This window comes from Actinomadura pelletieri DSM 43383 (assembly GCF_003634705.1).
Classification (GTDB): domain Bacteria; phylum Actinomycetota; class Actinomycetes; order Streptosporangiales; family Streptosporangiaceae; genus Spirillospora; species Spirillospora pelletieri.
Genome location: NZ_RBWU01000005.1, coordinates 613419 through 637458 on the forward strand (window position 1 = coordinate 613419; position 24040 = coordinate 637458).

Sequence of the window (24040 nt, forward strand, 5' to 3'; positions counted from 1 at the left end):
CTCGCACGGGTGAGGTAGCTGATCGTGTCGCCGTTCGCGGTCGGCGGTCTGGATGTCGGCATTCTCGTCGACGCCATGTTCGTGCTGGTGGAGATGCTGCACGGTGACGACCCGCCAGCGCCGTGAAAGGGATTCGGTTGCTCCACCGGTGGTGGCTGGCGGGGCGGTTGTTTCAAGCATTTGCCGGGGCCTAGACGGTGTGATCGTTGAGTTGGTCCGAGGTGGCTTGCGGTTTGTTCGGGTCTTGGTGTGGAGGGTCAGCGGCGGCGGAGGGCCTTGTCGAGTAGGGCGGGTGGGGTGTCGTGCTTCTCGTGGGCGGCGAGGTCGACGCCTGGAGCGACGATGGCGTCAATGGCGTCCAGTACGTCGTCGGGCAGGACGGTATCCGCGGCGGCGAGCGCGGAGTGGAGGTGTTCCACGGTACGGGGGCCGATGATCGCGCTGGTCACGGCCGGGTGTGCGGTGACGAAACCGAGTGCGAGCTGGATCATTGTGAGACCGGCCTCGTCGACGACCTCGGCCAGCTGCTCGACGGCGTCGAACCTGGCCTGGTTGTGTGGCAGGGCGGGGTCGAAGCGGTCCGGCATCATGGTTGAGCGGTGTGTGGTGACCTCCCTGCCCGCGCGGACGGCGCCGGACAGCCAACCTGACGCAAGGGGGCTCCAGACCAGCACGCCGAGCCCGTACTCCTCGGTGACGGGAAGCACATCGGCCTCGATTCCGCGCTGCAGGATCGAGTAGCTGGGCTGTTCGGTGACGTAGCGGCTCAGGTGGTTCGCCCGGGCGGCCCACTGGGCCTGCACGATGCGGTAGGCCGGGAAGGTCGAGGAGCCGAAGTAGCGGATCTTGCCCGCGCGCTGAAGGTCGGTCAAGGCCGACAGCGTCTCCTCGTCGCTGGTCGTCGGGTCCCACCGGTGGATCTGGTAGAGGTCGACGTGGTCGACGCCGAGACGGCGCAGGCTGTTGTCGAGTCCGGTGATGAGCCAGCGACGCGAACTGCCCTGGTGGTTGGGATCATCGCCCATGGGCATGTTCGCCTTGGTGGCCAGGACGATGTCGTCGCGGCGGCCGGCGATGGCCTTGCCGACCATCTCCTCCGACACGCCCCGGCTGTACATGTCGGCGGTGTCGATGAGGTTGATCCCCCCTTCCAGAGCGGCGTCGACTATGGCGGTGGCCTCGTCCTGGGTGGTACGTCCCACTGCGCCGAAGTTCATCGCGCCGAGCACGAGTGTGCTGACCTGCACTCCGGTGCGGCCCAAGGTGCGGTACCTCATGACGGTTCTCCTTGATGTGTTGCGCGGCTTGGTCCTGTCCGCTCGTTCTGGCATTCTGAACAAACGGAACCTTGTTCCGGAAGCAGGATACGGAACAGCGTTCCGCTTATCAACCCTCGGGTGAGAGAGGTGGGGACCATGGCTGATAGCGCCAGGGGGTCACAGGCCCCGCGACAGCGGGCCGACGCCCGGCGCAACAAGGAGGTTCTGCTGGACGCGGCCGCCGCAGCCTTCGCCCGCGCGGGCGTCGATGTGCCCGTGCGCGAGATCGCCGCCGAGGCCGGGGTCGGCGTCGGCACCATCTACCGGCATTTCCCGACACGAGCCGACCTCATCGTCGCCGTGTACCGTCACCAGGTCGAGGCATGCGCGGAGGCGGGACCGACCTTGCTGGCGAACAGCTCGACCCCGCACGCGGCTCTGGCGGGGTGGATCGATCTCTTCGTCGACTTCCTGGTCACCAAGCACGGCCTCGCCGAGGCACTACGGTCCGACAATGCCGCCTTCGAGACTCTGCACGCCTACTTTCTCGACCGGCTCGTCCCCGTCTGCGCCGAACTGCTCGACGCGGCGGCCGATGCGGACGAGATCCGTCCTGGCATGGACGCCTACGAACTGATGCGCGGCATCGGCAACCTCTGCATCGGCGCGAACAACGACCCCCGCTACGACGCACGCCACTTGGTCGAACTCGTCATCGCGGGCCTGCGCCGCGTCTGAACATCCGGTCCCCTGCCTAAGGGGTCATGGACGCCCGTGGGCGAGGTGGCCGATCACGGCGGGCCGCTATCCGGCTGCACTGGGCAGATTTCCGAAAGCGGCGCAGGGTCCGGATCGGCTTGGAGTCGCTATCCGCCCCGGTCGACTGTGCCGGTCCCGATTGAAGGCTCCGGTGAGGAATTCGGTGAGGCCGGTTCGTAGGGCGTCCAGGTCGGTGGTGACGCTGGTCGTGTGCCAGACAGGGCACCACCGGGCGCGAGGACCAGCACCGCACCCGCCACGACTTGCCGATCGCTCCGGCGACGGTCGCCTTGCACCCGTAGACACCGAGGTCGAGATCGCCGATCCTGTCGCCGGGCGGCGAGGAATTGTTCGGACGGTTGCCGGTCTGGGTTTCCGGCCTGGGGGCCCGTCGTTCTCGGGCGAACATATGCATCTCCATCAGGCCCCGGCGCCGGGATTTGAGAGGGGAAGCCGACACTGTCCTTCACCGCCGGAAACCACGCTTCGCGACCGATGTGGGACGTGACGACACATCAGCGGGAGCCTGGTGCGGCCTGGGACGCGCAGACCGACGTTCAGTCGAACCGAAGGCCGCGCGTCGCGTCGACCTCCTCAGGAGTTCCCGTCGCGACGACCTTGCCGTCATCGAGAAGGACGACGGTGTCGGCGGCGCGGATCGTCGACGGGCGATGCGCGATCACCAGTAGCGTGCACTCGCGCGCCACCTTGGCGATCGTCCGGGTGAGGGCCTCCTCGTTCGCGGCGTCCAGCTGCGACGTCGGCTCGTCCAGCAGGAGCAGGCGCGGCTTCGGCAGCAGTGCGCGGGCGATCGCGACACGCTGTCGTTCACCACCCGACAACATGTCGCCATGCTCGCCGACCGAGGTGTTCAGACCTTTCGGCAGTCGGCGCACGAGGTCGCCGAGGCTCGCCAGTTCCACCACTCGGTCGATGTCGGCGTCGGTGGCGTTCGGCCTGGCATAGACGATGTTGTCCCGGAGCGTGCCGTGCATCACCGGGGCCGCCTGCTCCACCAGACCCAGCCTGGAACGGCACTCGTCCACGCCCAGTTCGGTGACATCCGTGCCTTCCAGAAAGATCTGCCCGCCGTCAACGTCATAGAACCGGGCAAGCAACGCGAACAACGTCGATTTTCCGGCTCCTGACCGGCCGACCAGGGCGACGTGAGTGTTGCGCGGAACCTTGAACGACACGCCCCGAAGGACCGGTCGCCCCTTGTCGTAACTGAACGTCACATCCCGGAACTCGACCTCCGCGGTGGTTCCGTTCGGCGACGGCTTCGTGGTCCCCGACGATGCGGTGTCCGACTGAATCTTGTGGCCGGCTTTCGTGGCGGCGGAGGCACGGTCGGTTTCGGAAGGCAGCCGGGTGACGTCCTCGATCCGCTGCAACGCCGCCAGACCACGCTGCAGCGTCGCCATCACGTCGAACATGTTGGCGATCGGAGTGGCGATGTAGGTGATGTACAGCAGGAATCCGACAAGGTTCGCCAGCGAGGCGTCACCCTTGGCCACACGGATGCCGCCGACGACCAGGACCGCCATCATCGACCCGTGCATGGCCAGGGTCATCATCGGACCGATGACGGCGTCACGTTTGGCCGCCTGGAGGTTCTGCTGGTAGACGTTCCGCGCGAGCCGGCCGATCCGCTCGTTCTCCCGGTCCTCGGCGCGCATGACCCGGACGGTTCGGATGGCCGACAGCGCCCGTTCCAGCTCCGCCGACACGCCGCCCAGGCTGTCCTGGGCGTCCTCGACGGCCTTGCGGATCCCGGCCAGCAGCAGCATGGTCAGCCCGCCGATCACGCCGACGATGCCCAGCACGATCAGGAACAGGGCGGCGTCCAGCCACAGCATCATGGCGACGCCGCCGGTCACCACGAACAGGCCCACGACGACCTCGGACAGGTCGTAGGCGAGCGAGTCGCGCAGCATCGTGGTGTCGGAGGTGGTGCGCGACAGCAGGTCCCCGAGCCGCTGTGTCTCGTAGCGGCGCATGGGAAGCCGGAGCAACTTGTCGACGATGCGTAACCGCAGCCCCAGCACCAGTCCCTCACTGGTGCGTTCGAGGGAGTACGCCGCGATCGCGGCGACGACGGCTTCGAGGACGAAGACCACGCCCAGCAGCACCGCGAACGTCGCGTACGGGCGGCCGTCGGAGAACTGCTGGATCGTCCTGGTCGCCAGAAGCGGCTGTGCGAGCCCCATGCCGGACGCCAGGAGCGAGAACACGAGGGCGACGGCGATGGCCTTCCGGTGCCCGCGTGTGACTCTGACTAAGTCACGGAGACCGACCCGCAGCGGCACGTCCGGTCTGTCGTCCGGCTCAACCTCCAGATCGCCGTCAGGATCCAGGTCGTCGCTTCTGCGCGCCGTTCGCAGACTGGTGAACACGGATCCCATCTCCTCACAAAGGTTCGTTCTCCATTGGTGCATCAGCGGCTGGTGGGCGTGCGCTCGGTTCGACCGTCATCAACGCCCGGAACCCGGTGAAGTCGTCGCCCTCGTCAACGGGCGGCCGCCGGCTTCCACCAGGCGTGCGCGCCGAACGGGGACGTGCGCGCCCCGACCCGCCACACCGGGAAATGCCCGCGCATCCGGGGGGCCTACTACAGTCGCCCGTGTATGCGGGTAACCAGCCCGCGGGCGCCGGATGTGCCCCTAACCAGGCAAGGTCAGAGGGACGTGTTCCGGCCTATGCGTCGCCGGTCGGCTTGAGTTGGCTGATTCGCTGGTGCGACAGGCCGAGCGCCTTGCCAGCGTCGCGGGTGCTCCACCCCTGGTCGAGCAGGGTCGCCACGGCGGTGGCGAGGGCGTCGCGCTCGGCGTTCTCGGCTCTGACGCGGGCGCCGCGGGCGTCCCATACGGCCGTCATCGCGGCCGCGGCCCTCGGGTCGGCGGGGATCAGGCGGACGCCGACCGTGTCCGGGGCTTCGGGAAACAGGCTCTGCACGCAGTCCATCGCGTTGTGCTGGGCCTCGGTCCAGGTCGTGCCCTGGGCCTGGGCGGCGCGTCCGTCCGGGAGGTCCTGAACGCTGACCTTCCAGTACCTGCCGTCACGGGTCGCGGTGGCGTTGTAGATCGTCACCTCGGTTGTCTCCGGCGTTTCCATGCTCGAGACGGTAGCCTTCCGGACGAGTCCTGTCTAGGCAGCTTGCCTTGTAACGTCTATGGCGATAGACAGCCATCCCCTCCGCATGAGGTCGAGGAGGCTCTTGTCAGGACGCCACTCCCCCGGTCCGGCTTCACGACCTCTGGCACGGCTCGGCGTCGATGCCGCGGGGGGATGGACCTCAAGGTCGTATCGGAGATTCTCGGCCGCTTTCAGCGCTGACGTGTGAGCCGCGGTCGCCGAGGACGCGGCTACGAGAATCGCGGCATTCGTGCCGGGTCGGAAGCGCACGTGGGCCGATGGTGCCATCAATGCGCCAACACCGTCCCAGATTGCTCAACGGAAATGGTGAACGCGCCGACCGGGGTCTACATTCCGACTGGTCAGCGCGTTGGAGTGGGCGCCTCCGGCAGGATTCGAACCTGCGGCACCCGCTTTAGGAGAGCGGTGCTCTATCCCCTGAGCTACGGAGGCATGTCGTCGCTGCGGTATGAGCGTAGCGGACGCGTTCCCAGCCTAGGGGATGGGGAGTGCTGAGCGCTTCTCCTTATGCCTCTAGGCCTGGTGGGGGTGGTGTCGGTACGCTTCGGTGCCGTGACGGGTCGGCATCGTGGGCAGCCGAAGGACGGCCAGGTCGACGAGCGGTCGGCCAGGGGACGGGTCGGCTTGATCGTGGTTGCGTTTCTGGTGCCCGTCGTGGTGGCGTCGGTGGTCGCGTTCGGGCTGCGGGACGAGCCGGTGCGCAAGCGGCCGGAGACGGTGGGGCAGAAGGTGACGCCCGCCGTCACGCCGGAGGAGGCGCCGACGTTCGGGGAGTATGTGCCGCCCGAGCCTGAGCCGCTGGTGGCGACGAAGGCGCCTCGGCGGGTGCCTACACCCAAGGTGACTCCGACGCGGAGGAAGCCGAAGCCGTCGCCGTCTGTGACGGGGACGCGGCGGGCGTGTCCGCCGGGGTGGGTGGAGGTCCGGTGGCGGCATGCGCGGTGGTGCGTGCGACAGTATGGTCACCGTGGCCGCTGAACCGGTTACGGACAGGTCCGCGTAGAACCTGTAGTAGCGTTCTGCCGCTGTTCGCATTTGGGCATCAGGAGGAAAACCACCGTGCCGAATCCCCGGTCGGCGGCGCTGACCGCGGTCTTCCTGGTGATGACGCTGATCTCACCGCAGGGCGCCGCCGCGGCGGCCCAGGGCCGGGTCGACACCCTGGACGCGCTGCGCCGTGAGGCGTCCAAGGCACGCTCCCAGCTTGAGCAGGCCACCAAGCGCATGGAGGACCGGAAGAAGGACCTGGCCGCCTCGCAGGTCAAGCTGCGGGACACCCTCAAGGATCTCGCGGCGGCCGAGGCGGAGCTGAATCGGATCCGGGAGCCGATCGCCAGGCTGGCGAACACCTCCTACCAGCAGCGCGGCGCGGCCGGGTCGATGGCGATCTTCGGTAGGGGCGATCCCGGTCAGACGTTGCGGTCGACGGCGGACGTGACGTTGCTCGCCACGTCACAGCAGGCCCTCGTGGACCGTGCGGACGAGCTTCAGGAACGGCGGAAGCGGCTCGCCACGACGGCGCAGGATCTCCAGTCGCGGAATGCGGTCGAGCAGACCCGTCTCCAGCAGGAGGTGGACGGGTTGAAGAACAAGTCGGAGGAGCTGACCGAGCGGCTCAACGCGATGCTCGACAAACTCGCGACGACCCGGCTGAAACGGTTCCAGCTCGGATGCGACAAGGGGTTGTCGAGTGACGCCAAGAAGTATCCGAACGGGCTGATTCCCGAAAAGTATTTGTGCGCGCTGCCGCAGAAGGGGCACAAGCTGCGGGCGGACGCGGCGCAGGGTTTCTACAAGTTGAACGAGGCGTACAAGCGCCGGTTCGGCCGTGACATCTGTGTCACCGACGCGTACCGGAACCTTTCGGACCAGCATCGGGTCTATGCGCAGCGGCCGGGGTTCGCCGCCGTTCCCGGGACGAGCAACCACGGCAAGGGTCAGGCCGTCGACCTGTGCGGCGGGATCCAGAACTCGGGTTCCGTCCAGTTCAACTGGATGGAGGCCCACGCCGAGAAGTACGGCTGGATTCATCCGGCGTGGGCGTACAGCAGCCCGTTCGAGCCGTGGCACTGGGAGTTCGGGACCGAAGGGTGAGCGGGCCGGTCAGCGGCTCGTGCCGGCGGGGCGGGGCTCGCCGGGGAAGACCGCGGCCAGGCGGCTCGGCACGCGTTTCCCCGCGTAGGGGGCTGCTCGCCCTGGGAACTCAGGGGTGCGTCAGTTCGTGGAGGACGTCGTCGAGGCGGTCGTAGCCTTCGGCGACGCCGCGATCCATGGGCGACTCGATGACACGGTCGCGGGTCTCGCGAGAGTCGAACAGGAAGGTCGTGTCGAGGGTGGTCGTACCGTCCCGCTCGGTGAAGTCGTGGGTCACGACGGCCTCGCCCGAGTACCAGGCCTCGTCGAACGACTCGGTGTAGACGAGGCGTTCGGGCGGTGTGACCTCGCGGTAGACGCCGCCGGCCGCCATGCTCGCGCCGTGCGGTCCCCGCCAGAGGAAGCGCCAGGAACCGCCGACGCGCAGGTCGATCGTCGCCGACACGATGTCCCAGCCGTGTGCCCCGTACCAGCGGCTCACCAGTTCGGGTCTCGTCCAGGCGGCGAAGACGAGGGCGCGGGGCGCGGCGAAGGTCCGGGTCATGACGATCGCCCGGTCGGAGGGGGTCGCGACCGTCACGGGCGCCAACGGGGGACCCTGCCGATGAAGCCGAGAAGACGGTCCTGCAACGGCGCGTCCTCGTCCACCTCGACCCGCGGGCCGAAGACCTCGACGCCCGGACCGAACGCGCCCGGCGTCCGGAACCGCTCCATCATCTCGTCGGGGATGTTCCGCATGTCCGACCAGTAGGCCTCGACGTCGACCGGGTCGATCGTGTCGTCCTGCCCGGTGGCCCTGGCCAGGTCCCAGCCGTGCAACGGCAGGTCTCGGCTGACGACCTGGTCGATGTGGTCCAGCGCGGTCAGCCGGCCGGACGGCGTGTCGCTCTCCTGCCCGGCCAGTGCCGGGTCGTCGAGGACGGCCTCGATGTCGGCGCGGGCGGCGCGGAACGCGGCGACCGGGTCGGTGTCGACGGACGGCGCGGCGCTGAGCGCCCGGCCCAGCGGGCGCAGCATCACCTCGTGCATGTCGACGATGTGCCGGACGACGTCCCGCGCGGTCCACTTCTCGCACGGGGACGGGTCGTCCCACTGGTCCGGGCGGACGGCGGCGACCTTCGCGTCGAAGGCGTCCGCGCGGCGCCGGTACGACTCCACTCTCTCATTCATCGCCGAGTCCTTTGAGTTCGTCGAGCAGGGCGTCCAGGTTCTGGAAGCGGTCTTCCCAGAAGGCGCGGTAGGTCGCCAACCAGTCGGCGGCCTCCCTGAGCGGGCCGGGTTCGAGCCGGCACGGGCGGCGCTGCGCGTCACGACCGCGGGAGACCAGCCCCGCCCGCTCCAGGACCTTCAGATGCTTGGAGACGGCGGGCTGGCTCATGGCGAACGGCGCGGCGAGTTCCGACACGCTCGCCTCACCGGCGCGCAGCCGCGCCAGGATGGCCCGGCGCGTGGGATCGGCCAACGCCGCGAATGTGGCGTCCAGTCCGTTCATGACCACCCCTTCCACCAGGGTTGATAACCTACTGGTTCTATAACCGCCTGGTCAAGGTTGGGGCTCGGTCAAGGTTGGGGCTCGGTCGAGGGGCGCGAGGCGGCGCAGCGCTTCGGTGTGCAGGCCCAGCGCGCCGCAACTCGCGAAGATCTCGGCGGCGTTCGCCAGCTCATCGCGTGCCCGCGCCCGCTCGCCCGCGTCGAGGTGACCGGCCGCCGCGCGGAGCCGGGCGCGGCCGGCCTCGACCCGCTGGCCGGTGCCGGTGAAGATCTCCGCGGCGGTCCGGGCGTGCAGGGCGGACGCGACCGGGGCCGTGCCGTGCAGGGCGTGCGCGCGGGCGAGGTGGACGAGACCGGTGTTGGTCCGCAGCTCGCGGTGGGCGTATCGGGCCGCGCGTTCCGCCCACCGCCGGGCGGCCGTCCACCGGCCGCGTTCCGCCTCCGCGTGCGCGGCCAACTCGCAGCAGGACAGCAGGCTCGCCTGATCCAGCGTGAGCGCGTCACCGCCGTGGAGCCGCGCCACGGCCTCGATCCCGGGTTCCAGCAGGCCCGCGTGGATCAGCGCGGTGGCGCGGGCGAAGTGCGCCTGTAACGCCCACCACTCCGCACCGTCCTCGGCGTCCGCCACCGCCTGGTCGGCATGGCGCAGCGCCGCCGGGCCGTCTCCGGCGGACGCGGCGACGAGGCACTGTTGCGCGAGCGCGATGACCCGTAGCTGGCGGGAGCCGGCGGCGTCGGCCTGCCGCGCCGCCTCCTCGGCGACGGCCGCTCCCTCGCGCAGGCGGCCGAGCATCGCGTACGCGCGGGCCGTCGCGGTGAGCATCACGGTGTGGGCCAGGGTCTGCCCGGTGGCGCGGGTCAGCGTGAGGGTCTGGTCGAGGTGTCGCAGCGCGCCATCGAAACGTCCCAGGAACAGTTCCGTCCAGACGAGCCAACTGAGGGACTTCAGTGGCAGGTGCTCGGGCGGACGGCCGTCGCACGCGTCGGCGAGGACGCGGTCGGCGGCGGCGATATGGCGTGCCGCGTCGTCGAGGCGGCGGGCGGCGAACGCGGCCATCGGGCGTATCGCCGCGACCTCGAGCCGCAGGGCCGTGTCCCAGGAGGGGGCGTCCGCCGGCAGGGTGCGCAGGACCGCCTCCGCCGCCTTGGGGTCGCCGCGGTACAGGTCGTCCGCGGCGAGCCGGAGCCGGAGCCGGACGTTCGCGTCGACCTGCCGGTCGGTGCCGTGCCGAAGGCCGCCGAGCAGCAGCCGCCGGCTCTCCTGCGGCCTGCCGAGCAGCCGTTCGATCATGGTGAGGACGAACAGGGCCCGGGTGCGCCGTACGTGGTCGTCGTCCGGCAGCGACTCCAGGGCTTCGCGGGCGGTGTCTCCGGCCTCGGTGAGACGGCCCGCCGACAGCTGGAGTTCGGCCAGCCGCAGCAGCAGGTCCGGGCGGCGGTCGGCGTCGTCCCGGGTTCCCATCAGTTCCAGCGCCCTGCTCAGCAGGTGCGCGGCGCTCGCGGGCGCGTTCGCGGCGATGACCTCGCTCGCCTCGGTCAGCGTCGCGACGGCCGTCTCGTCGCCGTGTCGGCCCGAGCGCACGACATGGTGGGCGCGGACGGTGACGGGCGCGCCGACGCGTTCCAGGTGGGCGGCGATCCGGGCGTGCGCCGACAGCCGCCAGGCGGGGGCCGCGCGGTGATGGACGACGCTGCGGACGAGCGGGTGACGGAACCGGAACCGATCCCCTGCGCCCGCGGGACGGACGATGTCACGCGCGGCCATCTCGTCCAGTGCGGTGACGACGGTGCGCTCGTCCAACTCGGACGCGACGGCCACCAGCGGCACGTCGAACTCGTCGGCGACGATCGCGGCCGCCCGCGCGACGAGCGACGCCTCCGGTGAGACGCCGTCCAGTTCCCGTTCCAGCGCGGTCGTGGCGGCGGGTGGGATGCCGGGTGGTTCCGGTGCCGTCGCGCCGTGGGCGGGTTCGGTCACCCCCATCCGGGCGAGGGCCTCCAGGTAGAGGGGGACGCCGCCGCTGGCCTCATGCAGTCGCCGGACGTCCGCGCCGCCGACCTCTGAACCGAGGAACTCCCGCGTCTCCGCCGGGGTGAACGGCCGCACGGTCACCATGCGGTCGGGACCGAGCTGCGCGCCCACGAGGCGCGCGAGCGCCGGGGACACCTGGGCCGGACGGTAGGCGATCGCGATCAGCACCGGGCCGCGCGGTGGACGGCGCAGCAGGTGGGCGAACAGTTCGGCGGAGTCGTTGTCGGACCAGTGGACGTCGTCCAGGAGCAACGCGAGACCGGACGGCCTCGCCAGTTCCTCCAGCAGCCGGCGGACGGCCCGGTACACGCGGTACCGCACGGACGCACCGAGATCGACGTCAATGAGCGCGTCGTCCTCGATGGCGTCCGACAGCGACGGGAACAGGGTCGCGAGGAGGCGGAGGGAGGCCGCGCCGAGGCGGTCGCGCACCCATTCCTCCCGCCCTTCGAGGTGGCCGTCGAGCGCGTCGACCATCGCGGCGAGCGGTAACTCCTGCTCGAACTCGCCGACACGGCCCCGCAGCACCAACGCCTGCCGGCGTGCGGTCATGGCGGCGAGTTCGTCCAGTAATCGGGTCTTGCCCACGCCCGGGTCGCCGACGATCGCCAGGCACTGGCACGTCCGGGTGACGGCCAGCGTGTCGACGACCTCGGCGAAGCCGCGTAGGGCCTCGCTCCGACCGACCAGGGGGCGGCCCGCGTTCTCCCGGCCGTCTCCGGTCCCGGCCGGGACACCGTTCGTCTCGACGGGCGTCCCGTCAGGGCTCGGACCCGGCCGCGCCGACGTCTCAAGGCGCCACCATTCCGCGAGCCAGCGTTCGACCACGGTGTCGATGACGTCCTGCCGGACGTTCCGTGCCCGTAGGCAGGCGGCGACGAAAGCCTCGACGAATTCCATCCTGGGCAACTGCGGAAGCCGCTTGCCATTCAGCACCTCGGACAGGGTGCTGCGCGGCAATTGGTCGACCATATGCCCGCCGGGCGCGGCGGCGCTCCGCGACAGCGACGCCAACCGGCGAAGCGACGGGCGACCTGCCCAGACGCGCAGTCGAACCAGTCGTTCAAGGTACGCCGCGGCATCCTCCGCGCCCGCGGCGGACGGCATGTCGGCAAAGTCCACTGACCGACCCAATCACATTATCGGGGGTTGTCGTCACTCTTTCCTGCCGGCACTTTCTTACCGGCCGCCGCCCCCGGCCGAATCACGATCGTATGGCGTTGACCATGACGCAACAACCAGTTTGACGGTATCAACGAAATCGCTGCTCAGGCCCTTTTCTGGGGTTACTCGGCGGGCCGCTCACCGGCGGGTCGCCGCGTCCGGACATGTCCGGCCTTGTCTGGATCCGTCCGGACTCTTGTGATCGGGGCGGCGGCCGCCCTATTCGTGGGGACAATCGGTCAGATCATGGACGGCCGCGCCAGGACGCGGCCGCTGCCCGATTCCCCCGGCCGGTTCAGCGCGGCCGGGCGCGTCCCCGGGGATTGGCGCATCCCCGGGGACGCGGACCACGCGTCCCGGAGACGCGGATCACGTGTTCACCAGGCCGTTGGGGAACGGCACGGGTCACTTTCGCCCATGCGGGCCCGTCGGCGGGGGCCGGCCGGGACGAGACGCAGGTCTCGTCCCGGCCGACGGGGGTTCACCCCGGGCGCGGGTGCCAGCCATCGCGATAGCGGACACCGTCGCGCCCGAGCCCGACCTCGTCGTGCCAGGCCCCGCATACCGGCTCGACGTGGACGGACTCGGGCCGTTCGACCACGACGCACACCTCGTCGCCGGGCCACCACCATCCGCACGAGCGTGCCAGCGCGGCCCAGTGTTCGAGATGGTGGAGATCGCCCGGCTTGTACTGCGCGAGCCCGACCCGGCGCAGGACGTCGTAGTAGGCGATCCACGCCGCGTCCTGCTGCCCGTACCAGCACACCGGACCAGGGCCGCCACCGGTCAGCGCGCGGCGGACCGGGTCGCGGAGCCCGGCGCCGAGGGAACGGTGCATCGCGTCGTGAATCCCCCGGTGCAGGACGACGCCCAGCGGAACGCCGGCGCGCAACGCCTCCTGCGGCGGCAGGTTCGGCCAGGGCACGCGACGCTTGCCGTCGCGAGCCGGGCACATTTCGGGATCGGGGTGGACGACACCGGCGCCGAGCGCGACGCGCAGCCGGTGCGCGATCATCGCCAGATCACTCGCCAGTGGCGGCTCCCCGGGCGGGCGAGGGCCATGTACCCAGGCGTACAGATCCCGAATGGTGGGCCGGTCGGCGACGAGCGGCATCGCCTGTTTCGGAGAGTCGACCCAGACGAACCGTGGCCGGGGTCGGGAGAGCCTCGCGTAGATCGCGGTCAGACTGTTCTCGGTGGTGCGCCGGTCGGCCGGACGGGTGGACAGTGCGTGGTCGAGCCACTCCCGGCGGAATTTCACTGCTTCCCGCCACCGGTCGTGCGAACTCGCGTATCGGACATCGGTGTGCGGGTGGGCGGCGTCTTCGCGCCGCGCGAGCGCGGTCACCGCGCGTGGGCGTCGCCGCCCTTCCTGATGGAGATCATGCGTCGATGATGGCCCGCGACCGGCCGTTCGCGCAACCGGCCCGGCCCATGGGGGCGGTCCCGGTACGTCGTTCGTGGCCTGGGACGGCCTATTTCGTGATCTTATTCGACCGTTCCAACGGGCCCGGCTACGCTGATCCTTCCGACGATCCCCCAACGAACGTCGAAAACGGACATTCCTCAGAAAACACGGGGTGACCACGATCATGAGCGAGCAGGAATTCGTTCCCCCCGGCGTGGATCCCACACAGATGAGCCACGCCCGCGCCTATGACTATGTGCTGGGCGGCAAGGACAATTACGCGGTCGACCGCGAGGCGGCGGCGCAGGTCATCGCACTGGCCCCGGATCTGCCCGTGCTGGGCAAGGCGCAGCGCCGGTTCCTGCTCCGGGTGACTCGGATGTGCGCCGAGCAGGGCATCGACCAGTTCCTCGACATCGGCACCGGGATCCCGACCGCGCCGAACGTGCACGAGACCGCCCGGGCCGTCAATCCCAAGGCCCGTGTGGTCTATGTCGACTACGACCCGTTGGTGACCGTCCACAACACCGCGTTGCTGGCGGGCAGCGAGGGCATCGTCTCCATCCAGGCCGACGCGCGCGAGCCGCGGGCGCTCATGAGCCACCCGGAGGTCACCGAACTGATCGACTTCGATCGTCCGATGCTGGTGCTGTTCGTCGGCCTGTTCCACCTGATCTCCGACGACCATGACCCGGCGGGGCTGATCGCGCAGTACCGGGACCGGTTGGCACCGGGCAGCCACATGATGCTCTCGCAGTTCTGCTCCGACGGAAGCGACCCGGCCGCCCGGGCCAAGCTGGAGGAGATCTCGGCGAACTCGCCGTCCCCCATGTGCTTTCGGGCCCGCGAGGAGATCGTCCGGTTCTTCGACGGTTTCGAGCTGATGGAGCCCGGTGTGGTGGACGTCCAGGACTGGTGGCCCGACGAGACGGCCCCGCGCACGAGCCTGAAGGTCGCCGCGGGGGTCGGCAAGAAGCTGTGACCCACCGGGTCGCGCCGCGCGTGGACGGATGCGGCACGGTCCCGCACGACGCGGACGGGCCGCGCCGTCTGGATGACGGCGCGGCCCGAACGTGGAATCAGGTCAGCACTTCTTCCACTGGAAGCGGTAGATCGTCTTCACGTCACCGTCGGCGGAGTCGAAGGAGATGAAGTTGGTCTCGTCCTTGTCGTTGCCTTCGTAGACGCGCAGCTCGGTGTTGATGTTGAGGTTGCGGTCCTCACCGCAGGGCTTCCACACCAGTTCCGCGACCGGCGTGCGGTCGGTGAACTGCCAGTTGCCGTCGTACGCACCACGCAGGTTGTGCGTGACGGGCGTGGTGCTGGACATGCCCTGGAAGTAGTAGTTCGCACGCTCGACGGCGGACGCCCCCTTGCCCAGGTAGGCGTAGCCGCGGTAGTCGGCGCTGGCGATCGCGTACGTGAATCCCTGCGGGATGTGGATCTTGAGGTTGAGCTGGCAGTTCTTCCGCATGTCGGTCGGGTTGGAGTCCCCGCCGGCCTGCGCCATGTAGTCACTGTAGGTGACGGTGAACGCGGTGCGGTCCGGCGACGGGGCGACGGCCGTGGTGCCCCTCGGGCATCCGGAGCCGTTGACCGTCTGCACCTCGATGGTGATGCGGTCGGGGGCCGCGTTCGCGTCCGCCGACGCCGTCGGCGCCATAGCCGCGCCCATCGTCAGGGCGGCGAGGCATGCTGCCGAAGCAGTCACTCCTTTGCGCATTTGTTCTTTCTCCTTTGGAGGGGGTTACGCGGGGCCTACGGGGGGACTACGGGCAGGTCCTCCACTTGAAGTGGTAGACCGTCTTGATGCTGCCGTCCGTCGAGTCCATCGTGATGAAGCTGGTCTTCGTCTTGTCCGTGGGCGCGGTCACACGCAGCTCGGTGTTGATGTTGAAGTTGCGCAGCTCACCACAGGGCTTCCAGATGAGTTCCTCGATCGGGACGAGGTCGGTCTCCTGCCAGTTGTCGTCCTTGGGGCCCTTCAGGCCGCTCTCGACGGAGCCGCCCCTCGTCATGCCCTGGAAGTAGTAGCTCGCCTTCATGGTGGCGTTCGAGCCCTTTTCCAGGAAGGCGTAGCCGCGGTAGTCCACCTTCGCGATCGCGTAGGTGAAGCCCTGGGGGACGTGCACCTTCATGTTGATCTGGCAGTTCTTCCGCATGTCCAGGGGCTTGGACTGACCGCCGGCCTGCGCCATGTAGTCGCTGTAGGTGACGGTGAAGGCTTCCTTGTCCGGGGACAGGGCGACGGCGGCGGTGCCGATGGGGCAGCCGGATCCGTTGACCGTCGCGATCTCGATCGTGACGCCCGAGGGGCCACGTTCGAGCAGACGGCCGCCGGACGCCGCGGCGGGGGAGACGGACGCCGCTGTCAGGGCCATGGCGGCGGCTGCCGCGGCGGAAATTGCGATCCCTTTACGCATGTGATTCCTCTTCGCTGGGAGTTGACGCTTCTTCTTCGGCGACCGAAGAGGCGAGTACCGGCAATCCGGATTAAATCGGTACTCGTCGATGGATGTTGATCCAGGATCTGAATGGAGCGTAACTTTCACCCCAGGGGCTGTCAATCACCGGTTTTTAACTTTTCTTGACCTGGCGTTCAATGGTCCGGCGGCGCGGCATCATCAAACTTGATCATCGATTATCGAACGTCAATACCATTCTTTTCACAAGGACCGTTCCAAGATCGCGTCCGGTAATGGAAAAAGCCCGCTGCCCTGGATACGGAGGCGACCCCCGGCACGGACATCGGGTCCGGCGGCCCGCGTTGTGGACGTGGACAAAGACGAGTTGGAAACATGAACGGGCCGCGCTCGGGCCGCTCCGGGGCGTACGCCCGGGTGGCGGCGGTGGACATCGGCGCCCGGCATCGCCGCCAGGGCCGTCGGATCGGGCGCGGGGCGGGTCGGAACAGCCATTCCGTGATGCGTCGGACGCCCAATTGGCTGATGATCGATCCTATTGTTAGGGCAAGCCTCGCCATTGGACAAGGCCAAAATGCGCGAACCCCGATGCCGTCGATCGACGACAAGATCAGCTTTGCGGACGCAATACGCTCCGGTCACAATGTGCCGGGGAGTGCGTGCAGTCCGTGGAGCGGTGCGCGGCCGGTGGGCGGTGAATCCGTGAAATGAAGGTCAGGCGGCGGCTTCCGTCGTCCTGCCGTCCTCCAGGTGGAGAACGCGGTCGGCCTCGGCGAGAAGTGCCTCGTCGTGGGTGGCGACAAGGACGGTGACGCCCTCGCTGGAAACGACGGCGCGGAGCAGCGGCATGATCGCGGCGGCGGTCTCGGAATCGAGCTGGCCGGTCGGTTCGTCGGCGAGCAGGAGGCGGGGGCGGTTGGCGAGGGCGCGGGCGATGGCCACACGCTGGCGCTGGCCGCCGGAGAGTTCGTAGGGGCGCTGGGCGGCGTGGTCGGCGAGACCGACCAGGGCCAGCAGGAGCCGGACGCGTTCGTCGCGCTCGGCGGGCGGCGTGCGGACGAGGCGCAGCGGAACCTCGACGTTCTCGGCGGCGGACAGGACGGGTATCAGGCCGTGCGACTGGAAGACGAACCCGATGTGGTCGCGGCGGAGGGCGAGCAGATCGTTCTCGCCGAGGGCGCCGATGTCGCGGCCGGCGACGCGGACGGTGCCGCCGTCCGGGGAGTCCAGGCCGCCGATCAGGTTGAGCAGGGTGGTCTTCCCGGACCCCGATCGGCCCTTGATCGCGACGAGTTCACCGGGGGCGACGGTGAAGGACGCGCCGCGCAGGGCCGGAACCTCGATCTCGCCGGTGCGATAGGTGCGGGTCAGCGCCTCCACCGCGACCATCGGCTCGTGCAAGGGCCCACTCGTGGGCTCGCTCGTGGGTTCGGTCATGGGGCGTCCTCGCGGTCGGGCCGGACGGCGACATGGTCGGGTTCCAGGTCGAGGCGGACGCGGTCCCGCATGTCGAGGGCCTCGGTGAACGCCTTCGGGAGCTGGACGCGGCCGGCCCGGTCGAGGACGGCGTACTCCTCGGCGGTACGGGTGCCGTCGCCCGCGGCGCGGCGGCGGACCTCGCTGCTGGTGCGGCCGTCACGGATGCCGACGGTGCGGTCGACGCGTTCGGACACCTGCGCGTCATGGGTGACGACGACGGTGGTGGTGCCGAGTTCCTCGTTGACGCGGCGCAGCGCGGCGAAGACGTCGGCGGCGGTCGCGGTGTCGAGTTCGCCGGTGGGTTCGTCGGCGAGGACGACATGGGGTTCGTTGGCGACGGCCACGGCGATGGCGATGCGCTGCTGCTGCCCGCCGGACAGTTCCGCGGGACGGCGTCCGGCGCAGTCGCCGACGCCGAGCATGCCGAGGAGTTCGGCGGCGCGGGTGGCGCGGACGCGCCGGGACCGTCCCGCGAACCGCATGGGCAGCTCGACGTTCTGCGCGGCGGTCAGGTACGGGAGCAGGTTGCGGGACGTCTGCTGCCAGATGAAGCCGACCTGTTCGCGGCGGAACCGGAGCCGTTCCCTGGACGTCATCGTGAGCAGGTCGGATCCGGCGACGCGGGCGACGCCCGCGGTCGGAACGTCCAGGCCGGAAAGGATGTGCAGCAGCGTGGACTTGCCGGAGCCGGACGCGCCGACGATCGCGACCAGCTCACCCGGGTCGACGAGCAGGTCCAGGCCCTGGAGCGCGACGACCTCGATGCCGTCGGCCTTGTAGATGCGGACCAGATTGTCGCAGACGATATGGGCGCCCTCCCCGTACACCGGGCCGCGTTCGGCGGCGCGGCGTTCCAGTTCGGCCAGGTCGGGTGTGCGGTTCATGTCACTCCCCCGTTCTGAGGACGGTGCCGGGGCGGGTGTCGTGGACGCGGTCGACGGCGACGGCCGCGGCGGCGGCGAGCAGCAGCGCGCCGAGCAGCCCGAGCAGCGCGGCCGGGCCGGGCACGTGGGCGGTGACGGCATGGCCGCCGGTGTAGGGATCCAGGTCCACGGCCGGGCCGGTGATCTCCGGCAGCAGCAGGCCCAACGCCCACCCGGCGCCGACGGCGCAGAGCAGCACGGGCGCGATCTCCACGAGGGCGAGGCCGTGGCTCTGCCGGCGGCTGAGGCCGAGGGCGCGCAGGTGCGCGACGGTGCGGCCCCGGGCGCGGGCTCCGACGATCAGAACGAGCAGGACGGCGAGCAGCCCGAACACGCCGCTGATGAGCGCGCCGTTCCGGAACGTCTCCCGGACGACGGACACCAGCGGCATGCCGGTCATGTCGCGCAGGACGTCCCGCCGCATGACGATCTCGCGGCCCGGCGCGGCGGCGCTCAGCGCACGGGCGTCCAGGTCGTGTCCGGTGACGAAGACCTGTGACGGGAATCCCGTGGCGGTCGCGACGGTGTCGAACGGGACGACGAAGAACGGGCTGTTCGGGGATCGTCCCGGGAAGTGGTCGATGACGTGGGGCGACGTGATCTGGATCGGGTCCATGCCGGACCGGCTGAGCGTCACCGCGCCGGAGCCGAGGCCCCGGGCGGCGAGCGGAGACGCCAGCACGCCGCTCGCCGGGACGCCGGGGACGTCCGGTGCCAGCGCCCGGTAGGCGGCGAGGTCCGCGCCGACGACGGTCATCGGCGCCGTGTTCGACGCGGTCGTCACGACGTCGATGACGCGGACGCGAACGGCGCCCGTCACACCCGGCACGGCGCGGATCCGGCGCAGGCCCGCCTCGTCCAGCGGACCGGCCTCGATGCGGGCGTCGGCGCCGACCTCGGCCCAGGACGCGCGTTCCTGCCCGTCCCGCAGCGCGGTGTCGACGGTCGCGGTGAATCCGGCGACGCTGGCGGCGAGCAACAGCACGACCAGCGGAAGGACGCCGACGAGGCTCTGCCGGGAGGCACGCGCCAGACCGAGGAAGGCGACCGCGCCGCGACGGCGCCGCAGGAACGGGCCCGCGGCGCGCAGCAGGTACGGGTAGGCGCGCAGCACGAGCACCGCGAGCGCGACGCCGAGCAGCACCGGCACGGCGCTGATCAGCGGGTCGGCCGCGGCGCCCCCGCCGCGCCGCCGCAGCAGCACGACGGAGCCGACGGCGACCGCGACGAGCATGGCCTCCAGGACGGGCCGCCGCCGCGTCGGCCGCGCCGCGCCGAGGTCGTCCCGGTGGCCGGACGACGATTCCAGCCCGCCGCCCCGTTCCCGCAGCACCATCGCCCCGGACAGGATGAGAACGGCCGCGACCAGCACCCCGACCGCGAGGGCCGAGCCGTACTGCGGCGGCCCGGCGTTCGCCCAACGTCCCACCGCGTAACCGAGGGCACCGGCCGGGACGACGGCGAGCGCCGTCACCCCGCAGACGGGCATGGCGAGTTGCCGCAGCGACGCGCCGCGCGCCCGCATCGTCCCGAGGACGGGCCGCAGCCGCTCACCGAGGAGCCCGGCGGCCAGCAGCAGCACCCCGGCCGCGACGGCGACGAGCCCGCCGAACGCCAGACCGAGCACGGACCGGGCCGCGTGGAGGCGACTCTTGTACTCCTCAAGCCGCTTGTCCAGCACGGTCTCCACCGTGGCGGGGAACACGCCGGGCAGACCATGGACCTTGGATCGGTACGCCTCCACGTCTTCGGCCATCGCCATCGCGTCGTCCATGGTGACGACTTCGGAGCGGATCGGGAAGCGCCAGGTGAAGGTGAGCTGCCTGCGCGGGTTCCGGACGAGGCGGCTGTACTCCTGCGATTCGATCAGCGCGCTACCGAAGTCGGCCTCCGTTCCCATCTTGTCGATGACGATGCGCTGGGCCTTCAGCAGGCTGGGACGCGGCGTCCAGTACGGGTCGGCCGCGTTCTTCGCCTCGTACACGCCGACGATCCGGGCGGGCAGCGGATCGTCGGGAAGATTCTCGTCGAGGAGGACGAGCGGGTCGCCCGGCCGTCGGCGGGTCCGGTCGGCGAAGCTCTTGGAGATCATGACGCCGATCTCGGCGGCGCGCGGGAGGTCGGCGTCCCGGGCCATGCGCACGATCCGGATCCGCTCGGCCGCGCCCTCGTCCCAGGTCAGCGTGATCAGCTGCGGCGAGGACGCCAGCGTCTCCATCAGCCGGGCCGTGCTGATCGACGGCTCGGGTTCACCGGTGGCGCGGCGCAGGGAGGGCGGCAGGTAGGTCTGCCAGGTCGTCGCGTGCACCTGCATCTCCGGGGCCGACGCGATCAGGCTCGTCGCGATCGGACCCGCCGCTTTGCCCTCCACGCGCAGGTCGGTGCCCTCGACCGCGTCCTCTGCGGCACGGTCGTATCCGGTCGCCGTCCGGGACGGGACGACGACCGCGAGCACCGCCGCCACCAACATCAACACGGCCAGGGCGCCGAGCGGCGCCAGATGCGCGCGGGCCGACCGTAGCGCGGGCCCCCTCACCGGTCCTCCCCCACGCGGCTTCCCGCACCGACGTCTCGGCGACGCAACGCGGCGAACAACGGCAGCAGTACCAGCCCGAGCACCACGGTCACCCCGACGATCATCGCGAGCAGCACGGGCCACTGCACGACGGCCTCGGCGGGCGGGTAGGGCCGCGCGGCCCGCACGCCGACCACGATGTGCGGGACGGCGAGACGCGCCACGACCAGGCCGAGGACCGTCCCGCCGAGCAGGCCCAACGCGACCAGATATGCCTGTTCGATCGCGAGCATCCCGGCGACCTGCCGGGACCGGACCCCGAGGATCCGCAGCACGGCGAACTCGCGGGCCCGTTCCCCGGCCGTCACCGCCGCGTTCACCACGAACGCGATGACGGCGAAGACGAGCCCGGTGCCGAAGCCGAGGACGAGGGCGCTCTGGAGGCCCGCGCCGAGCGGGGCGTCGCGGAGCCGGGTGCGCAGCGCGGCCCGGTCGGCCTCGACCCTGCCCCGGCCGGGGTGGGCGGCGAGGACGCGCACGGCGGCGCCGGTGCGACCGCCCCGAACCGACGCCCACCATTCGCCCGGCGTGAGGTCCGCCGGGTCGGCGCCACTGACGGCGAGCCGCCGTTCGGTCACGGTGGGCAGGTCGATCAGGGCGCCCGGTTCGTCGACTGGGACGCTCGGCAGCGCCGGAACGACCCCCACGACATCGATGCGCTGATCGCCGCCGGTAGCGCTGACGGTGACGGTGGAACCGACGCCGACCTGGGCGCGCTCGGCCATCGCCCGGGTGATGACGCCGGGAACGGACGGCCGCCGGTCCGGGCTCGCCGGGTCATGGGACGGCGCCGCGGACGTGGCGAGCATCGCGTGGGCCTCCTGCCCGAGGACGGGGATGTACTCGTGCGACGTCCAGAAACGGTCCCGTTCGTGCGGGGTCGCCGGGAGGGACAGCCGCAGCAGCCCGCGCGGCAGGTCGGCGGCGGTGGGGACGGCCTTCGGCGACGTGTCGCCCGCCGTCCAGCCGAAGGCGTCCCAACGCCCGCCCGCCGGAGGAGTCGCGCCGTGGACGCGCAGGAGGTCGAGTTCGAGCGGACCGGCGACGGGGTTGAGGTCATAGAAGTAATGCAGGCCGCGGACCGACAGCGGGTAGGCGAGGGCGCCACCCGGCCCGGCCAGGGCGGCGGCGTCCAACGTGAGGGTGCGCGTGCGGCCATCGGCGGGAACAACGGGCAGCGGCACCTGTTGAGCGAGACCATGGGCGTCCACCACGGTCACCGCGAACCGAAACGGAGTACCGGCCGGTGGCGCCTGATCCCTCAGCCCACCGGGAACCGGCCCCACACGCCGCAAGCGCAGATCGAGGCTCAGCCGTCCCGGCCGTCCTTCGACAGTCAGCGCCGGAATGGCGGGGCGCGCCTTCGCCAGTTCGTCGAGCCGCATTCCCCGCCGCAGATCGGGCCGAACGCGCAGCACCGGACCGAGCGCCCGAACGTCCACGCCGAGGACGGACACCGAAGCGTCGCCGACCTCGGCGTCCATCCGCAGAACCGCGGTCGTGGACGTGACGCCGGGCAACGCCGCGAACCGTCCGCCCATGCCGAGCGGCACGGGGTTCGCGGTGGGATCCTTACCGACCAGCCGCAGGTCGGCGCCGCTCTGGAAGTCGGCCTGGTCGACCTGCGACCGGCGCCAGGTCGCCATCGTCGTCACCGACAGCACCCCCACGGCCATCGCCATGGCGAGCAACAACACCGGCCCCGCGTACCGGAGGCGGCGCCGACCGACCTGCCGTGTGCCCAGGACGGCGATGAGCCCCGGCCCCAGCCGCGTGGCGGCCCGCTCGGCGACACCACAGACAGGCGGCAGCAGCCGAAGCGTGAGCACACTTCCGGCGAGCAACGCCAAAGCCGGAGCGGAGACTATGACGGGGTCCACCCCCGCAGCGGCATTCACCCCCGCGGCCCCGTACCGACCGAGCTGCCAGACCGCGAGCCCGGCGACCAGCAACAGGGCGAGGTCGACACCCGACCCGAGCAGCCCACGCGGGGGCCGCCCGATCCCGGACTGCACCTCGACGAACGTCCGGTCGGCACTCCGCAGCGCAGGAGTCGTCAAGGTGACCGCGCACGCCACCGCCACCACCACCGACACGCCCCACAACGGCACGAGCGGACCCGCGTCCAGCCGTAGCCCGGCGCCCCGAACGGCCGGGGCATACCCGGCGAGGCGCAGCAGCGGCCCGGCGAGCAGCGGCCCGAACACCGCCGCGGGCAGCACGATCAGCAGACCCTCGGTGAGTCCAAGGACGGCGAGCTGCCGCTTCCCGATGCCGCGGGTGCGCAGCAGCGCGACCTCTCCGCGCCTGCGATCGCCCATCAGCCGGGCGACGAGCAGCCACGCGCATCCGGCGAGCAGGACGAGCTGAATGATCGGGATGAGCATGGTGGACCGGGCGACGAGCACCGCGTCGTTCAGCTGCCGAGCCAGCTCCGACAGCCGCGTGACGATGACGAACTGCGTCCCTTCGCCCGTCGCCGCGAAGGCGTCATCGGCCCCGGCGAGCCGCGCGCGAAGCGGTTCGAGATCGTCGACATCGAGACGGCTCAGGTCGGGCAACACCGTGAACCGTGCGTCCAGCCCGGACCCGTTGAACCGCTGAGCGAACACCCCCGGCGGCACCACGAACGGCCCATAAGTCGTGTAGTCGAGCTTCTCAACACCAGCGGTGAGAAGCCGATCGTCCTGCCAGAAGTAATCGTCCGGGTCGGACACATCGAACAGCCCGACAACCCGGACCTTGACCACCGCGTCCCGGTCAACACGCCCACGCAGAGTAAGCAGGTCGTTGACCCTGACATCGATGGCGCGTGCCGCCGCCCCCGACAACACCGCCTCGATCTCACGCCCACCCTCACGAGCCCAGCGTCCACCGATGAGCCGCGCATGCCTCTCGATCCCGGTGTGGGTGGCGAACGCCGTCAACTCCGGATGGTCGCTCTTCTCCTGCCCTGGAAGCGTGTAGGTGTCGCTCCGCGCACTCATCGACACCGACAGCGGAACGTCCCCATGAATACGCTGGAGCGTCCGCTCGACCTGGGCGCGCACCTGGTCAAGCCGACGGGCGGGCACATGCGTCCCGACGGTCGTCCCCGCCGTCTCGAACGTGGCGTCCGCAAGAGTACGCCGCAGCCCGTCACGGGTGACCGAGCCGGTATAGCCGACGAGAGCGGCAAGAACGGTGGTGGCGAACAAGGCGGTCGCACACGCCGCGAGGACGAGCGACCGGTCACCGGCCATCCGGCTGAGCACCAACCCCCGACGCCTCACGACCG

Annotated in this window: 18 protein-coding genes and 1 tRNA gene; 4 read left to right on the plus strand and 15 right to left on the minus strand. The window is 70.4% G+C overall.

From position 1 onward, the window contains the following. Positions 1–257: 257 nt before the first annotated feature. Positions 258–1277 (minus strand): aldo/keto reductase, encoded by a 1020-nt coding sequence (locus BZB76_RS24590; RefSeq protein WP_121436739.1) that lies wholly within the window; start codon positions 1275–1277, stop codon positions 258–260. A 138-nt stretch (positions 1278–1415) separates the two neighbouring features. On the opposite strand from BZB76_RS24590, the gene BZB76_RS24595 reads away from it, so the two are divergent. After that, positions 1416–1997 carry a TetR/AcrR family transcriptional regulator gene (locus tag BZB76_RS24595; RefSeq protein ID WP_121436921.1) on the plus strand — a complete coding sequence of 194 codons (582 nt, stop codon included), beginning with the start codon at positions 1416–1418 and terminating at the stop codon, positions 1995–1997. Positions 1998–2575: 578 nt separating this feature from the next. Here BZB76_RS24595 and BZB76_RS24600 read toward each other — a convergent pair. The 3 genes from BZB76_RS24600 to BZB76_RS24615 form a co-directional block, all read right to left on the minus strand. Beyond that, entirely contained in the window at positions 2576–4414 is a 1839-nt protein-coding gene (locus tag BZB76_RS24600) for an ABC transporter ATP-binding protein (RefSeq protein WP_121436922.1), read from the minus strand. A 301-nt stretch (positions 4415–4715) separates the two neighbouring features. Then, a complete protein-coding gene (locus tag BZB76_RS24610; protein WP_121436741.1) occupies positions 4716–5132 on the minus strand; it encodes a hypothetical protein in 417 nt (138 codons plus the stop codon). Between the two features lie 401 nt (positions 5133–5533). Next, positions 5534–5606: transfer RNA gene (locus BZB76_RS24615), tRNA-Arg, on the minus strand. Between the two features lie 120 nt (positions 5607–5726). Here BZB76_RS24615 and BZB76_RS24620 point away from each other — a divergent pair. Both BZB76_RS24620 and BZB76_RS24625 read left to right on the plus strand, forming a co-directional pair. After that, a complete protein-coding gene (locus BZB76_RS24620) occupies positions 5727–6152 on the plus strand; it encodes a hypothetical protein (RefSeq protein ID WP_147449520.1) in 426 nt (141 codons plus the stop codon). A gap of 81 nt (positions 6153–6233) precedes the next feature. Then, the gene (locus tag BZB76_RS24625; protein WP_121436743.1) at positions 6234–7268 is read left to right on the plus strand and encodes a M15 family metallopeptidase; all 1035 of its coding nucleotides are present in this window, start codon (positions 6234–6236) and stop codon (positions 7266–7268) included. Between the two features lie 109 nt (positions 7269–7377). Here the strand turns inward: BZB76_RS24625 and BZB76_RS24630 are convergent, their stop codons facing one another. The 5 genes from BZB76_RS24630 to BZB76_RS24650 all read right to left on the minus strand — a co-directional run bounded on the left by BZB76_RS24630 (position 7378) and on the right by BZB76_RS24650 (position 13216). Beyond that, a complete protein-coding gene (locus tag BZB76_RS24630) occupies positions 7378–7848 on the minus strand; it encodes an SRPBCC family protein (protein WP_246007199.1) in 471 nt (156 codons plus the stop codon). Then, positions 7845–8438 carry a TIGR03086 family metal-binding protein gene (locus BZB76_RS24635; protein ID WP_121436744.1) on the minus strand — a complete coding sequence of 198 codons (594 nt, stop codon included), beginning with the start codon at positions 8436–8438 and terminating at the stop codon, positions 7845–7847. Before BZB76_RS24635 ends, BZB76_RS24630 begins: the two co-directional genes overlap by 4 nt. After that, the gene (locus tag BZB76_RS24640; protein WP_121436745.1) at positions 8431–8760 is read right to left on the minus strand and encodes an ArsR/SmtB family transcription factor; all 330 of its coding nucleotides are present in this window, start codon (positions 8758–8760) and stop codon (positions 8431–8433) included. The genes BZB76_RS24635 and BZB76_RS24640 overlap by 8 nt, the downstream gene beginning before the upstream one ends. 51 nt (positions 8761–8811) lie before the next feature. Beyond that, positions 8812–11913, minus strand: coding sequence for an ATP-binding protein (locus BZB76_RS24645; RefSeq protein ID WP_147449521.1), 3102 nt, complete (start codon positions 11911–11913; stop codon positions 8812–8814). A 523-nt stretch (positions 11914–12436) separates the two neighbouring features. Further along, a complete protein-coding gene (locus BZB76_RS24650) occupies positions 12437–13216 on the minus strand; it encodes a DUF6745 domain-containing protein (protein WP_211343159.1) in 780 nt (259 codons plus the stop codon). A 331-nt stretch (positions 13217–13547) separates the two neighbouring features. Here BZB76_RS24650 and BZB76_RS24655 point away from each other — a divergent pair, with 331 nt between their 5' ends. Next, positions 13548–14345, plus strand: a complete 798-nt coding sequence (locus tag BZB76_RS24655; protein WP_121436924.1) for an SAM-dependent methyltransferase — start codon at positions 13548–13550, stop codon at positions 14343–14345. Positions 14346–14447: 102 nt separating this feature from the next. Here the strand turns inward: BZB76_RS24655 and BZB76_RS24660 are convergent, their stop codons facing one another. The 6 genes from BZB76_RS24660 to BZB76_RS24685 form a co-directional block, all read right to left on the minus strand. Continuing rightward, positions 14448–15086, minus strand: coding sequence for a DUF4360 domain-containing protein (locus BZB76_RS24660; protein ID WP_121436748.1), 639 nt, complete (start codon positions 15084–15086; stop codon positions 14448–14450). Between the two features lie 46 nt (positions 15087–15132). After that, on the minus strand, positions 15133–15786 hold the full coding sequence (locus tag BZB76_RS24665; protein WP_121436749.1) for a DUF4360 domain-containing protein: 654 nt from the start codon (positions 15784–15786) through the stop codon (positions 15133–15135). Between the two features lie 714 nt (positions 15787–16500). Further along, positions 16501–17223 carry an ABC transporter ATP-binding protein gene (locus tag BZB76_RS24670; RefSeq protein WP_121436750.1) on the minus strand — a complete coding sequence of 241 codons (723 nt, stop codon included), beginning with the start codon at positions 17221–17223 and terminating at the stop codon, positions 16501–16503. Further along, a complete protein-coding gene (locus tag BZB76_RS24675) occupies positions 17220–18149 on the minus strand; it encodes an ABC transporter ATP-binding protein (RefSeq protein WP_121436751.1) in 930 nt (309 codons plus the stop codon). Before BZB76_RS24675 ends, BZB76_RS24670 begins: the two co-directional genes overlap by 4 nt. 1 nt (position 18150) lies before the next feature. Then, positions 18151–20724, minus strand: coding sequence for a CRISPR-associated protein Cas5 (gene cas5, locus BZB76_RS24680; RefSeq protein ID WP_121436752.1), 2574 nt, complete (start codon positions 20722–20724; stop codon positions 18151–18153). After that, positions 20721–24035: an FtsX-like permease family protein gene (locus tag BZB76_RS24685; protein WP_147449522.1), complete on the minus strand. Its 3315-nt coding sequence runs from the start codon at positions 24033–24035 to the stop codon at positions 20721–20723. The genes cas5 and BZB76_RS24685 overlap by 4 nt, the downstream gene beginning before the upstream one ends. Positions 24036–24040 lie beyond the last annotated feature (5 nt).